The 14,362-nt window shown below is 35.6% G+C and carries 14 protein-coding genes; all 14 read right to left on the reverse strand.

Features of this window, described 5'->3' with window-relative positions; translation table 11 throughout:
- Positions 1 to 189 precede the first annotated feature (189 nt).
- Positions 190 to 543: a phage holin family protein gene (locus FFO06_RS17425; RefSeq protein WP_137909170.1), complete on the reverse strand. Its 354-nt coding sequence runs from the start codon at positions 541 to 543 to the stop codon at positions 190 to 192.
- Positions 544 to 553: 10 nt separating this feature from the next.
- Complete coding sequence (locus FFO06_RS17430; protein ID WP_137909171.1) at positions 554 to 1,312, reverse strand: peptidoglycan-binding domain-containing protein; 759 nt, start codon at positions 1,310 to 1,312, stop codon at positions 554 to 556.
- Between the two features lie 138 nt (positions 1,313 to 1,450).
- Positions 1,451 to 2,722, reverse strand: coding sequence for a M16 family metallopeptidase (locus FFO06_RS17435; protein ID WP_137909172.1), 1,272 nt, complete (start codon positions 2,720 to 2,722; stop codon positions 1,451 to 1,453).
- Between the two features lie 22 nt (positions 2,723 to 2,744).
- A complete protein-coding gene (locus FFO06_RS17440) occupies positions 2,745 to 3,983 on the reverse strand; it encodes a M16 family metallopeptidase (RefSeq protein ID WP_137909191.1) in 1,239 nt (412 codons plus the stop codon).
- Positions 3,984 to 4,368: 385 nt separating this feature from the next.
- Positions 4,369 to 5,715 (reverse strand): FADH(2)-oxidizing methylenetetrahydrofolate--tRNA-(uracil(54)-C(5))-methyltransferase TrmFO, encoded by a 1,347-nt coding sequence (gene trmFO, locus FFO06_RS17445; protein ID WP_137909173.1) that lies wholly within the window; start codon positions 5,713 to 5,715, stop codon positions 4,369 to 4,371.
- A gap of 81 nt (positions 5,716 to 5,796) precedes the next feature.
- Positions 5,797 to 5,967: a type II toxin-antitoxin system HicA family toxin gene (locus FFO06_RS17450; protein WP_236097176.1), complete on the reverse strand. Its 171-nt coding sequence runs from the start codon at positions 5,965 to 5,967 to the stop codon at positions 5,797 to 5,799.
- Positions 5,960 to 6,190: a type II toxin-antitoxin system HicB family antitoxin gene (locus tag FFO06_RS17455; RefSeq protein WP_137909174.1), complete on the reverse strand. Its 231-nt coding sequence runs from the start codon at positions 6,188 to 6,190 to the stop codon at positions 5,960 to 5,962. The genes FFO06_RS17450 and FFO06_RS17455 overlap by 8 nt, the downstream gene beginning before the upstream one ends.
- Before the next feature lie 63 nt (positions 6,191 to 6,253).
- Entirely contained in the window at positions 6,254 to 6,859 is a 606-nt protein-coding gene (locus tag FFO06_RS17460; RefSeq protein WP_137909175.1) for a retron system putative HNH endonuclease, read from the reverse strand.
- Between the two features lie 169 nt (positions 6,860 to 7,028).
- On the reverse strand, positions 7,029 to 8,183 hold the full coding sequence (locus FFO06_RS17465) for an iron-containing alcohol dehydrogenase (protein WP_137909176.1): 1,155 nt from the start codon (positions 8,181 to 8,183) through the stop codon (positions 7,029 to 7,031).
- 178 nt (positions 8,184 to 8,361) lie between these two features.
- Entirely contained in the window at positions 8,362 to 9,456 is a 1,095-nt protein-coding gene (locus FFO06_RS17470; RefSeq protein ID WP_137909177.1) for an AI-2E family transporter, read from the reverse strand.
- Positions 9,457 to 9,567: 111 nt separating this feature from the next.
- A complete protein-coding gene (locus FFO06_RS17475; protein WP_137909178.1) occupies positions 9,568 to 9,996 on the reverse strand; it encodes an NUDIX hydrolase in 429 nt (142 codons plus the stop codon).
- A 3-nt stretch (positions 9,997 to 9,999) separates the two neighbouring features.
- Positions 10,000 to 10,389, reverse strand: coding sequence for a hypothetical protein (locus FFO06_RS17480; RefSeq protein WP_137909179.1), 390 nt, complete (start codon positions 10,387 to 10,389; stop codon positions 10,000 to 10,002).
- Between the two features lie 443 nt (positions 10,390 to 10,832).
- Complete coding sequence (locus tag FFO06_RS17485) at positions 10,833 to 12,365, reverse strand: hypothetical protein (protein WP_137909180.1); 1,533 nt, start codon at positions 12,363 to 12,365, stop codon at positions 10,833 to 10,835.
- Entirely contained in the window at positions 12,362 to 14,359 is a 1,998-nt protein-coding gene (gene cmr6, locus FFO06_RS17490) for a type III-B CRISPR module RAMP protein Cmr6 (RefSeq protein WP_137909181.1), read from the reverse strand. Before cmr6 ends, FFO06_RS17485 begins: the two co-directional genes overlap by 4 nt.
- Positions 14,360 to 14,362 lie beyond the last annotated feature (3 nt).

Consider the following 14,362-nt stretch of genomic DNA (forward strand, 5'->3'; position numbering starts at 1 on the left):
AATTGATATTTTTTCCTCAATATGGGCTGCAACTATTTTTTCTCGGAGATCCACTGAATATGCTTTCATGACAGTATTATCTTTATTATTACTAACTGTACCTCATAACTTCGGAAACTGCTGTAATTTGTATAATTATAGCGGACAGGATGCCCGCACCACAATTTAAAAGTGATTAAGAATTGATATTTAATCAATTGTATTAACAACTTGGTTAATAATACCAGAAACAATTGATAGGACTATTGAACCGAAAAAAGCGGGAATAAAACCCCGAATTTCAAACCCAGAACCGGGAGTTATGGAACTCGCAAACCATAGAGTTAAGGCATTAATTACAAATGTAAATAAGCCTAAAGTGATGAAGGTGATAGGAAATGCTAAAATCTGCAAAATAGGGCGAATAATGGCATTTACTAAACCAATGACAATAGCGGCCATTAAAGCAGCAGTAAAGCCACTGAGAATGATACCAGGGACGATTTTAGCTGTAATTAACAATGCTACCGCAGTACCAAGCCAGGTCAAGAGGAAGTGTTTCATATTTTTATCGTTATTGGGAAGTGCGTTTTACAAAAACTTTCCATGTACCACCACCAACTACACCGTCAGGTTCTAGTCCGTAACGGAGTTGAGCAGATTTGACTGCTGTTTCCGTGGATACTCCGAAATACCCATCTATTTTACCAGTTAAAAACCCTATATTTTGTAATTGTTTTTGCAACTTAATTACTTCTGGACCACTCATACCTAAACGCAAAATTGGCCATCCCTCGGTTGTATATTGGATACCAGGTATTTGCTGATTAATAGGAGTTGGTTGAATTTTATTTGCCGGGGTTGTGCGTTTGATAGTTGGGTTATTAATTTTGGGTTTATTATTTATTTGACTGGGAATATTAGTAATACTATTGATAGTATTAGGTGATGAAGAGATATTTGCAGGACTGGGAAATAGTCTTTGCCAAGTAATATTATCTACATTACCATTCGGATTTAACCCAGCAGCTTGCTGAAAGCGATAAACGGCCATAGCTGTACTTTGTTGATACGTACCATTTACATCTCCCGTATAAAAGCCTAAAATCTTCAAAGCTGCTTGAAGTTCGGTAACGCGCTCCCCTTGACTACCCAGTTTTAGGAGAGGACGGTTAATTTTCGTTTCTGGGTTTGATTGAGCGGTTTTAAATGGCAGTGCTATTGATACTAATGCAGATGAACTAATTAATAGGGGTGTTGTTATTAACAATAGTAAACAATAACAACAATTGGCTCTGAATTTGGGGATACTTGTCATGTGACTAACTTTCATAGAACTTTTATAACTTTTATATAAGTTTCCTATGCTTATATTATATGACACTGAGGGCGAGCAGATTTTGTTGGGTTTCCTTGGGTCAACCCAACTTCCGCAATTTCAGGTTTTTTTGAGATTAATGAGATGAAGATGTTAAAAAATGACAGTCCCAATAGCTTCTTCTGGTCCAACTATAGACAAGTATGGTGTTTGTAAATATTTACGAGCAGATGTAATTGCCTCCGTTGCTGTGACATTATTAATTAGTTCGGGAAATTGTTGATCAAATTCAATTCCTAAACCTAAAATTTCATACCAACCATATATTTGAGCAATATGTCCATTAGTTTGTTTACCTAAAGCATATTGACCGATAATTTTGTTTTTAGCGGTTTGTAATGCTGCTGCTGATAGTTCGGTGTTACATAATAATTCTACTTCATGGCGGAGTCCTTGAAAAGCAATTTTGGTATTTTCTGGTGCAGTACCAATATAAACTATAAAGGCAGCGGGAAATAGTCGGGTAGAATAAATAGCAGATACATCATAAGCTAAACCCTGCTTTTCTCGCAATTCTACAAATAAACGACTAGAAAGACCATTACCTAAATAACTAGAAAGCAATTTAAGAGCGGCATATTCTGGGTTATTTACTGATGGTCCTAAATAACCTAATATGATAATTGATTGTTGTGTATTTAAGGGTTGTAGACAAGGTTTGGGTGAGGCAATAATTGGTGATAAATTAAGAGTATATTTGACAGAAGTGGGTATTTTCCAGTCACCAAAAATCTTTGTAATTAGCTTTTCTGCTTGTTCTGCTGTAATGCGTCCAGCAATGCTAATTACAATATTATCAGGACGGAAATGAGTTTGATGATATTCAACTAAGTCAGCACGGGTAATACTGCTCATAGTTGTTTCATCCCCTAAAACTGACATAGAATAGGGATGATTTGAGTACATTACCTGACGCAATTGTTCAAAAGCTAGGTGAAAAGGTTGCTCTTTTTGGGAACGAATATCTTGAATTGCTAATCGTTTTTCTAATTCTATTTGATTTTCAGGAAAAGTAGGCGATCGCAATAATTGTCCGGCTAATGTTAAAATATCAACAAAATCGGCAGTTACTGTTTTTAAAGATAGCAAAAAATAATCTGTAGCTGCATCTGTACCTAAACTAGCTCCCACAGATTCAATTTTTTCAGCAATTTCTAAGCTTGATAAACCATCACAACCCTTTGTCATTACTGCTGATAACAAATGAGCTAAACCAGCTTTTTCTCGTGGTTCATAACAACTACCAGCACGAATAAAAATCCGTCCGGCAATAATATCAGCGGCTTGATTTTCTGATACTAATAAAACAATGCCATTACTTAATACGGTACGATGAATGAGCGAGGGACTATTAATACTTTGCATTCTTAATTTCACAGGTTAATAATTAACAAGGTTGGAGAATTGTCACAGCATAATTAGCTGGAGAAAGATACTGTTGAGCTATTTTTTGCAATTCCTGAGCATTGAAAGACCGGATTTCTTGGGGATAAGTAACAGCCAATTCAGCTTGGGCTATAGTATGATAAAAACCATAAAAACTACTTAGTTGATTTGGTGTTTCTGTAGAAAAAGCATAATCATTACATAAAATCCTCTGAATGCGATTTAATTCTTGCTGACTAATTTCTTGATTTTGCAATGCTTGTAAATGGGAACAAATCAAATCTTCAACTCGTTGCAGATATTCTGATTCTAACCAAGCTGTAATTGTAAATAAACTTGATTCTTGTTGTAGAGAAAAATCACAGGAAATTCCTTGAACAAGTTGTTTATCTTCCCGCAAATCAGATACTAAGCGAGAAATTCTGCCTGCCCCTAATAGCGCTGATAATAATTCTAAACCATGAACAGCCCGAAATTTTTCTACACCTGGTACTTTCCAAGCCATCATTAACCTGGCTTGTTCCAATCTCGGTAATATTAACTCATGACGACGAATGCCTTTAATTATCGGGGCTGGAACTTTGCCTTGGGGACAACTATGCCGTTTGGGAAAATCCGCAAATACACGGCTTACCAATTCCTGAGCAGCTTTTTCACCAATTCCCCCCACAATTACCACAGTCATATTTTCTGGTTGGTAATAACTGCGATAAAAGCAACGCATAGCCTCCGGAGAATGCTGCATCAATTCTTTCTCAGTACCCAAGACAGAACGTCCATAAGGGTGGTTTTGGTAAACATTTTTAACCAGAGATTGAAAACCCAGCCAATCGGGATCATCATTATAACCACGAATTTCTTCTAACACCACATCCCGTTCCCTGATAAATTCGTCGTCAGGAATGGCTGCTTTCAGGAGTAATTCCCCTAAATGGGGTAGAGTATGTTCTAGATGATTAGCAGCGGTTGTAATGCAATAATGGGCATAATCGTGGCTTGTTGCCGCATTACTGACACCGCCAATTTTTTCGATGTGATCATCAAATTCCCCAGGAAGCAGGTTGGGAGTGCCTTTAAAAATCATGTGTTCTAGGAAATGTGCCATTCCAAACCAAGATTCTGGTTCTAGGTTAGCACCTGCACGCACCCAAACGTCAGCTACTACCACTGGTGTAGTGGATATCTCTTGGTGAATTAATGTTAAGCCATGATCTAATTTGATAATTGAACCGGGAAACACTTTGTTGGTGAGTTGTTTTGACAATTTTTTCTAACTGCATAAAATTTAATTTCGTTATTTTAACCTTGATTTTTAGGACTTATAGCAATTTTATCTGAGATTGCACAGAATGATCATCATTATTTATCTGCTTTTATCTGTGTTTATCTGCGGTTATCTGCGGTTATCTGCGGTTAATTATTCTTAATACGGTCTTTCTATACAACTTCATATTTATGTATTAATAATAACAAACCACAGAGAACACGGAGAAATAAGGGGTTGAGAGGTTTTTGCGTCATTTGTAAATTTTATGTAAATTTTATTATTATGGCGGGCTAGAAGCCCACCCCACAAGAGAAAGAAGTCTACCCCACAAAAGTTTGACAAATTTTAGCTATGCAAATTAGCTATGTTTTTCCTCTTCAGTTAAAATGGGTAAGTTTTCCCTTCTCCAAGTTGCTAAATCTGCTAAGGAGCGATCGCGGTAACGTCCATATTTTTCAGGTTTACTCTTGATTTTTACACCCAAATCTGGGACAATTCCAAAGTTAGGAGCCATGGGTTGAAAATGTTTTGGTGCAGCGGATCTGATAAACTCAAATAATGCCCCCATCATGGTTGTAATAGGTAAAATTAACGGTTCTTTTCCTAAAGCTAATCTCGCAGCATTTGTTCCCGCTAACCAACCTCCCGCAGATGCAGCAGTGTAACCTTCTGTTCCGATTAATTGTCCCGCAGCTAATAAGGTGGGACGTTGTTTAAATTGCAAAGTTGCTAACATTAACTGAGGTGCATTTAAAAAAGTATTGCGGTGCATTACTCCTAATCTGACAAATTCGGCTGTTTCTAACCCAGGTATCATTTGAAATACTCGTTTTTGTTCACCCCAACGCAAATTAGTTTGAAATCCTACCATATTCCAAAGTTGACCAGCTTTATCTTCTTGTCGCAATTGAATTACCGCATAATTACGTTCTCCAGTACGAGGATCGGATAAACCCACTGGTTTGAGAGGTCCATAACGCATGGTATCTTCCCCTCTTTTTGCCATTTCTTCAATTGGTAAACAAGCTTCAAAAAATTTCGCTGTTTCTCTTTCAAAGTCTTTTAATTCTGTTTGTTCGGCTTGACAAAGTGCTTCTCTAAATTGTAAATACTGCTCTTTATTCATGGGACAATTTAGATAAGCTGCTTCACCTTTGTCATAGCGAGAAGCCATAAATACAATATCTTTATTGATAGAATCTCCCGCAATAATGGGACTTGCAGCATCAAAAAAGTTGAGGTATTCCATCCCCGTAAATCGTTGTAAATCTGCGGCTAAATCGGGACTGGTTAAGGGTCCTGAAGCTAAAACGACAATACCTTCGGGAATGGCTGTAACTTCCCCCCGTCGAAAATCAATTAAAGGGTGATTGGCTAGGGTTTTGGTCAAATCTTCCCCAAATTGTCCTCTGTCCACCGCCAAAGCCCCACCAGCGGGGACTGCGTGTTCATCTGCTTTAGAGATGACAATAGAACCAAGTTGCCGTAATTCTGCGTGTAATAGACCAGCAGCGCGATCGCTGGCCATAGCCCCAAAGGAGTTACTACAGACCAATTCGGCTAAATTTTCGGTATGATGGGCAGGGCTGAAGCGTTTAGGGCGCATCTCATGAAGAATTACAGGCACGCCCGCTTGGGCTATTTGCCATGCTGCTTCTGTTCCTGCAAGTCCGCCGCCAATTACTTGTATCGGTTGTTGTGTCATAGTGATTTGAGATTGGAGATTGGAGATAAAATTATTATTCAAATAGAGAACGAGGTGGTTGAGATTGTCGAATAATTGACATTAATGTACCAAGTTTAACAGATGAGTGTTAGGTACAATAGCAGTCAAAGTAGAGTCTTCTATTGCTTTTTGCATGACAATATGACTTCCTTTTTGTCTAACTTCTGTAAAGCCATTGTCTTGTAAAATTTTGCAGATTTCTTTACCTGATAGTAAGCGTAACTTACCCAACAGAAACCTCCAAATTAGTAATAAAAATTTCGCTTTTAAGACGATTTTTTATTTCTGAAGGTGAAGCAAACTCTAAAAATAATTCAATTGCTTCTTTTAAATTATCTTTTGCTTCCTCAATGCTATCTCCTTGACTAGCAATATCTAATTCTGGACACAGGGAAACATACCCATTGTCTTCTTTTTCAAGAATTACAGTAAATCTTTGTTTAATAGTTGGCATGGAATATGTAAGCTCCTTAATATCTTTATATTATTATACTGCTTATTGTCCACGAAATATGTTTTAACCTGGATCAATTGAATTACAGTAATAATTTTCCAAAATATAAACAATAGTAACACAAAATGGTTGATACTTTCCGTCATTATTCAATTCTAAATAATCCTTAATAATATTCCTGATTTCCTCTTCATTAAAGTCTTCATCTTCTAATAATTTTAATTCTGCATCAATTGCAGCTTGACGCATTCTTTTTAAATTGGGAATATTCAAAGCTAATTTTTCTATTGTTGTCTCAGCAGCAAGTTTTTTATTAGTTTCTTCTGTCGGTAAAATTTCACCAGCAGCAGAATATTTAAAAAACCCTGCACAATTTGCTATTAACGGTGAAACTAACAACTTTTCATCATACCAATTATCTTTTTGATGTCCACAATGTACAGGAACACGGGGTTGTTGATCTTCTCCTTGACAGGAAACTATAAGATTAAAATAATCAAATCTCACAGTTTCATCTATACCTTGAGGTTTAAAATGTTCAATATGATAATTTCCTTGTGGTATGGGTTTTTGAATGATTTGACCATCAATATATTCACTTGCAGGTTTCGTTTCTGGTAGTTGCAGAAACTCATCTAATGTCAGAGCTTTTTGGATTACTTGTACCATTTTGGTTGAATTATAGAAAATCTTTGTCTTTCAAATTGTAGATTTTAAAAATTGCTTTGTGATGGAAAGGGTTAAAGGGTAAAGAGTAAATATTTGTTTATGATCATTTTCCTCTTTCCCTTTCACCCTAAATCAAGCAATATTTATCGTTACCCTACCAATTTAATTTCTAAGCACAAAGAGCTAAAATTTGCTCAACAACTTCCAAGTTAACATCTTTATTTTCTCCCAAAGCTGTCATCCCATGTTTTTCTAAATTCTCAATAACTGCGGGAATAGTTTCTAACCCCACACCATAATCAGATAAGTGAGTACGCACCCCAACTGATTCAAAGAAATCACGAGTTTTACTAATTGCTGTATTCACCCGTTCCTCTTCTGAACCACCGACAAGATCCCAGACTCTATCTGCATATTGTAGAAGTTTTTGCCATTTGCGATCGCGTCTAATTGTTAAAGTGCTAGGTAAGACAACCGCTAAAGTTTGAGCATGATCTAAGCCATGTAAAGCTGTCAATTCATGACCTATCATATGAGTAGTCCAATCTTGGGGAACACCAGCCGCAATTAACCCATTTAAGGCCATTGTTGCTGACCAAACTAAATTTGCTCTAGTATCATAGTCTGTAGGGTTTGCTAAAGTTTTTGGTCCTTCTGAAATCAAAGTTTTCAAAATTGATTCAGCCATGCGGTCTTGTAGTGGTGCATTTACCGGATAGGTTAAATATTGTTCCATGACATGAGTAAAAGCATCAACAATACCATTACCAACTTGTCTAGGAGGGAGGGAAAAAGTTGTTTCCGGGTCAAGAACTGAAAATTTAGGAAATACCAAAGGACTGGCGAAATATAACTTTTCTTGAGTTTCCCACTTGGTAATAACCGCGTTTGTATTCATTTCCGAACCGGTCGCCGGTAAGGTCAACACCACCCCCATTGGTAAAGCCGCAGTTACAGGCGCACCCTTTGCTAAAATATCCCAAGGGTCGCCTATAAAAGGAACAGCAGCAGCGATAAATTTAGTTCCGTCCGCGACAGAACCACCACCCACTGCGAGGAGAAAGTCAATACCTTCTTTGCGTATCAATTCAACGGCTTGCATTAAAGTTTCTAAGTGGGGGTTAGGTTCAATACCGCCAAACTCAAATACATTCCGTCCCGCTAATGCTGATTTTACCTGATCATAAACACCATTGGCTTTAATACTACCTCCCCCGTAGGTAATCAGGATTTTAGCATCTGGGGGAATTTCTGTACCAATGTTAGCAATTTGACCTTTACCAAACAGGATTTTAACAGGATTATAAAAAACAAAGTTTTCCATGATAGTTAGACAAAGGAATGAGATTTGATCTTGAGTATTGTAATCAGTTTCTTGTTTTTTTGCATATTCAACTACATCCCATTTATGAAAAATAAGATCTGAAAAATAAGATATGCAGTTAATATGGCAGAATTTTTTATAAATATCCACCAAACCAATAAATCAGATTTTCCATAATTTATGATTCTTTTAGATATTCAATATCAACATTAACAGAGGTTTCCTTAAATTCACCATTGCGCCAATTATCAGCAATATCTTTAATAAAACTAGCTAGAGGAATAGCAACTAATAAACCCACCACACCTCCTAATTTTGCTCCTATCAATAAAGAAATTACCACCCATACAGGATTTAAACCAGTTAAATTTCCTAAAATGCGTGGAGCCACAATATTAGAATTAATTTGGTCAATAGCTACACCTATAGCTGCAACTTCTAAACCTAAACCAAAGTCTTTTAAGGACACTAATAAACTAACAATACCAATACCAATACCTGTTCCAAAAGGAAATAGGGAAAATAAACCAATTCCTAAGCCAAAAAGTAATGATAAAGGCACACGTAACAATACAAATGCGAGTGTTATAGTCATAGCTAAAATAGCACCTAATGTAGCTTGACCTATGAAATAATTATTAAAATCTTCCCGCAGTAACTCCCTAACTTTCCTAGTAATATGTGCAGGAAACCAGAGATAAATTCCATCCCATAAACTTTCACCATTCAAAACTAGATAAATCGTCAGAACTATAGTTATGATTAAATTAAATAAATTTCCAATAGTGTCCAAAGCAAAACCTAATATTTTTCCAGTAAAAGACTGAAGTTGAGCAGATATTTTCCCTAAAAATTCAGCAGCCAAACCACTTAAATTGACTGGTAATTTTTGTGTGGATGCCCAATTTTGTAAAGCTTCTATTTGTTGAGTTCCAGATTCAATCCAATAGGGAAGAAGATTAGCTAATTCATTCAATTGCTCCAGAATAAGTGGTAATAAAATAACCCCAATTGCACCTAAAATTATAATAGATAATAGCAATACTACTACAACAGCTAAAATACGAGGTACTCCACGTTTTTGGAGAAGTTTAATCGGATAATCTAAAACAAAAGCTAGGAGAATAGCAATAGAAATAATACTCACTAAAGGTTGAAAATAGTTAATAAATTGAATTAATAACCATCCATTAAGAATAATTATAGGAAATGCTAATCCTATATTTAGCCATTTCGGTAAATTTGCTAGTTTTTTCTCTGGTTGTGATTCCATGGAATTTATTAATAATCTAAGTAATAATCTAAGTTTTTGGAAAAGCAATTAAAAAAAGTTTTCATTTTCAAAGCTTTTGATTACCTAAGTGATACAGCCCACACTATCATTTTATAGCGTTTTGATAAAATCTAACATGATTTTTTGAGGTAAAGTTGCTAAAGGTCTTACTTCTCCTGCTTTTTGAGAAAAATATTTCCCTTGCTGGATATCTTCTGCTGTTAACAAATCTAAATCCCAACCTTCAGAAAGTACAAGTTGATCTAATGGTACTAACAAGGGTGCTTGGAAGACATAACGAACAGCTTTTTGATCGCTATAAATTCCAAATTGAGAAAAAGCCGTTAATTCATAACCAATTTCTTCCATAACTTCTCGTTGAACCGCTATTTCTGGAGTTTCTCCAGGTTCGATATGTCCACCAAACAAAGCCCAACATCCAGGAGCTATAATATTAGGAATATTATCCCGTAATTGCATCAAAAACTTATTCTCTCGATAGAGAATAGCAACGGATACATTCACTAATTGACCGTTCATAAATTACTTGACCTCTAAATAAATTTCCCCGTATTCTTTTCCGTCCAGAGGAATACTTTTGTACTTAACATTACCTTTGAATATTACCTGTTCTCCAATTCCCAGGTTTCTCTGATTAGTAATCACCCAGATTTTACCAGTTGAATCACTAATTTGATATGCTTTTTTTTTAATTAAAGGAGCGGTTTTTTCTACTTTACCTTGAATATAAATTGTAGTATTGTCATCTTTGCGGCTGATTTTCTGAATTTGTGTCACATTGGCACCAATCTTAAAATTTTCCAGATTTATACCAGAATTTGCTTGATTATTGCAAGCATAAAGTCCTGTAATCACAGAACAACATAGTCCCTGGTAAAATAATCGCCAAGTAAAAATTTTTCGTTGTTGCATAAGAGTTTACACAAGTTACTTTCTACTTATAGCGTTTCCCAGTCTCATGAAGTACACACGAATTTATTCCCTGTTCAGAGTTCCCTGTTCAGAGTTCCCTAAAACTAAAAAACTTTGTACCTCACAAGCATGGCAACTGCTATATCATAATAGTATTTTGTTCAAAAAATACAAAATTATGCCAAAATAATCAAGAGATCAATTAGTTTTCAACTATAACTCTATTTATGGAATTTATGGTATTTATTGTTTTATATATAAGTAATTATGGAATATGATACAGCTAAAATCAGGATTTTTATCTAGATATTTTCTGACGATTGGGGTAGGAATGCTATTCACTTAACAAATCTCGCTGCACCACTTTCCCCTGCTTAAAGAGATCACTAATAATTACTAAAGTTACCAGAAGCGTTAGCATAGCTTACCGCAAGTATCGCTAGTTAATTTGCATCCTCTAAATATTGCAATCCCCACTGATACAAAGAACGCATTAATAAGTTATTCAAATTGGGAAGAGTGCTGATTTCTTTGAATGTATCCGTCATCAGTTTTTTAATGTTTTCTGAAGTTGTTGGCATATATACACCTGAAAATTTATTATTAGCCCAAATATTACCGATTTTTGTTGAATTTATAGATTCCCCTTTATGAATAATTTCGTTGCGCTTTGTTCTAATAGCCTTTAACAATTTTGACCATTTATTATCTTCTTTGAATTTTTTGTAAATACACCAACCTTGCATTAATTCTGCTAGACTTGGTTCATCTTGATTACTTACTATCCAACCTTTAGCAGTCCAATTTTGGGCTGTTGATTGAATATATAATAACTGTTCTAACAATTGGACAAACTGAATAAATGCAGTGGTGTAATTTTCTCGTTTTAGAGAAAGTTCTAAGATGATTGTTGATTCCCAAAGTTTGCTAAGATCATCAGTTTGTATTTTTTGCAGTTGAGTTTTCCAATTGATGATTTGTTGTGAATCAGTTATTTTACTAACATCATTACAACCTATCCAATCTTTAAGTTTTGGGTAAAAATCATGATTAGATTCAGATTCCCAATTATTGTATTTTGCTAAAAAACCAGCTAATTTATATAATACTGAATGACGACTTTCATGAACTTTTAGCCAAATTTGGGCTTCTGAAAAATCACCTCTTTCCCAAGCTGATTTAATTTTTACTTTTTCTAACGCCCAGAAATATTCACTCATCGTAATAAGTTGAAAATTCTGGGAATGATTAGCAGTAATTAAACCATTTTCTAAGGTAGTAAAAAATTCCTTTGGTTCATCGGGACTAGCATTAAATACTTGATATTGACGTACTAAAGCGGCTGCACAAATTTCTACATTAGAAGCAATTACAGGGGTACATCCTTTAGTTTGAATCCAGAGAACAAACTCTTGATTTTCGTTAGCATTGATAGCTTCTTTTAAAACCAGTTGTTCTAATTCTTCTCGAATTTCATGACTATTACCAGCATTAATTTTTGGAGCGTGAATATCAACCCTAATATTAGGAAATAAACTTTTAATTTTTCCCTTCATTAATTCTGCTAACCATAAAGTATCTAATCTGCGAAAATTCCAACTAATACTTTCCGGTTGGTCTGTTCCCCATAGGATAATATGTTTTAAGCCTTGTTTTACTCCTCCTGCAATGACAGTTTTATCTAACAATAATTCCACATTACTAAAATCACCACCTAACCATTCCTGACAGTAATCATAATATCTTTTACCTAAATCTCGACCACTCCAAGGATAGGTTTTACCATCTTCGTCTTCATGTTTACCCCGTTCTATTCCTAGTTCTTGATAGAGTTCGTTGATATGTGGAGGATAACTAATATTACCATCTGCACCAAAGGAACGAATGATACCATCTTGACACCGCCAGCCTATTTGTCGAGTTCCTACGGTAATGATCAGGGTGCTAACTTGATTTGTGTTATTTGTGGTTGTCATAATGGGAAGATTTGCAGTTTATTTTGTAATTTTTCTAAATATTTTCGGCGTGGATTTTCATTAGCACCAAATACTGTGACTACTTGGTAACTTCCTAAATCTGCAATCCATACAGGGGAAGGAATAACCTGATTACCTTGAGTTTTGCCACAAAGATTACCGTCATAATTATCATGAAATTTTAGTTCATCACTATGTAAAACTGATAGGGCATAAGATTTACCGAATTTTTCATCTCCAGAACATACAAAGATGCGACAATTTGCGTCTATTGCTTCTGTCCATTGGTTATTTCTAACTATTCCACAAGTTCTTAATTGTCGAGAATTAAAATTCACACCTAACCTTTGTAATGCTTCATAAAAATTCCTGATTTTAGTTTTGAATAATTCTTGAAATTGTTGAGTATTATCTGGTAATGTCCAAAAAATATCATCACTTTCAGTAATTAAATTACAGCCACGATACCAAGGAGGACGGGGAGGATTACGATCTTTTCGAGAATATAATGGTCTTCTTGCACCTTGACCAATACCACCCAAATGAAACATTAACCAGGTGAGATTTTTGATTAGTTTCTCTAAATTCTGTTTTTGAGATTGGGGAATTTCCGGTGAATAGTTTAATGTGAGTATTCCTGATTGTTCACCAAAATTATCATTTCGACTTGCAGCATTATCTCTAATAGTTTTTCCTTCTAAAACTCTGACCATTAACCAGCCAAATTTTTGATTAGGGGGAGTAATACCACCAAATATTTTAGCTTCCCATTCTTGAACTTGTCCAGGTTCTAAAATTCCTAGTGCAAAGGTTTTAAACCAATAACGTAACATTGATTTAAAGGCCACCGGGCGGACTTCTGAAGTAGCTATATTGTCAGTTCTTAACTTACCATTATTATCAGTTCTAAATCTACCATCATCTCCCCTTTGATAAGGTTGGTTAACATTTCTAAACCTCTGTCTACCATGTATTAACTGGCCTTCTATAACAAATTCAACTCTAAAAAATTCATGATTCTTCTCAAGTTTTCCTGCGGGATTTAATTGACCATAACCAGTGTTAACTTGAGAACCTAAACCAGCTTGTAAACCTTTGATTAACCACTGTTTGACTTTTTCTAATATGTCGTTATCCTGGCAATTACTAGCTAACCGTAACCCAATCAAAAACATGGGTTTTTCTAAACTGAAAAATGGGTTAGGATTGGGGCTATATTTAGGTGTATTATTGGGTGAATTATTATCCCATTGCCAAATATTATTAGCCATATCCACAGCTAATACATTTTGATTTTGATTTGGTAAAGGATAAGCGTCTAAGAATACAACTTTACCCGCTTGATTGGCTTGATCTTGAGTTTCTAATGAACCAAAATAGAGGGCAATTTGTTTTTCTGCTTCTTGCCATTCAATGTTGTGTTTAGCCATGATTTCCCTGATAGCTTGGGTTCTGGCCACACCGCGCAGGGTGCTAGAGGGAATATAAGGAATACCCAAAGCATCAAAAGCGGGTAATAAAATACTTTCTGGTCCTCTATGTCCACCTACTCTAATTCTCCAAGGACATTGGACTTTAAAACTTTTTTGGGCTATTAATTCAGTACGTTTTGTTAGTTGTTGTAACCGCTGGGAATATTTTGACCCCTGTTCGGCCATTTGTAATATTTGTACTTTGGTGGGGTCTTTATAATCATGATTAGGCGATAGCGAAGCGCTGCTGCAAGGAATTCGCATCCAACGCAAATATTCTACAAAACTCGCCTCTGGATGTGGTTGAGGTTCATTTTCTGGGTTTAACCAGGGAGAAGGTATAGGTGGTTGATTTCCACCATTTCCACCATTTCTATTATTTCTATCATTATTATTACCCCCATGACCGCCTCTATTACCATCTCTATGATCATTAGCTGGAGGATTGTTTCTAGTAGGTCTATTAACTGCTTGGGAATTAGATTGATTTGAGTTACGTGGTCTAGGTCTTTCAAATACCATGAT

It is taken from the genome of Dolichospermum planctonicum (assembly GCF_005402965.1).
Taxonomy (GTDB): domain Bacteria; phylum Cyanobacteriota; class Cyanobacteriia; order Cyanobacteriales; family Nostocaceae; genus Dolichospermum; species Dolichospermum planctonicum.

Excerpts from the sequence above, each read along its gene's own strand:
- FFO06_RS17460 (WP_137909175.1), bottom strand. The coding sequence starts at position 6,859 with ATGGTACAAGTAATCCAAAAAGCTCTGACATTAGATGAGTTTCTGCAA.
- trmFO (WP_137909173.1), bottom strand. The coding sequence starts at position 5,715 with ATGACACAACAACCGATACAAGTAATTGGCGGCGGACTTGCAGGAACA.
- FFO06_RS17430 (WP_137909171.1), bottom strand. The coding sequence starts at position 1,312 with ATGAAAGTTAGTCACATGACAAGTATCCCCAAATTCAGAGCCAATTGT.
- FFO06_RS17465 (WP_137909176.1), bottom strand. The coding sequence starts at position 8,183 with ATGGAAAACTTTGTTTTTTATAATCCTGTTAAAATCCTGTTTGGTAAA.
- FFO06_RS17470 (WP_137909177.1), bottom strand. The coding sequence starts at position 9,456 with ATGGAATCACAACCAGAGAAAAAACTAGCAAATTTACCGAAATGGCTA.
- FFO06_RS17480 (WP_137909179.1), bottom strand. The coding sequence starts at position 10,389 with ATGCAACAACGAAAAATTTTTACTTGGCGATTATTTTACCAGGGACTA.
- FFO06_RS17435 (WP_137909172.1), bottom strand. The coding sequence starts at position 2,722 with ATGCAAAGTATTAATAGTCCCTCGCTCATTCATCGTACCGTATTAAGT.
- FFO06_RS17475 (WP_137909178.1), bottom strand. The coding sequence starts at position 9,996 with ATGAACGGTCAATTAGTGAATGTATCCGTTGCTATTCTCTATCGAGAG.
- FFO06_RS17425 (WP_137909170.1), bottom strand. The coding sequence starts at position 543 with ATGAAACACTTCCTCTTGACCTGGCTTGGTACTGCGGTAGCATTGTTA.
- FFO06_RS17455 (WP_137909174.1), bottom strand. The coding sequence starts at position 6,190 with ATGCCAACTATTAAACAAAGATTTACTGTAATTCTTGAAAAAGAAGAC.
- cmr6 (WP_137909181.1), bottom strand. The coding sequence starts at position 14,359 with ATGGTATTTGAAAGACCTAGACCACGTAACTCAAATCAATCTAATTCC.
- FFO06_RS17485 (WP_137909180.1), bottom strand. The coding sequence starts at position 12,365 with ATGACAACCACAAATAACACAAATCAAGTTAGCACCCTGATCATTACC.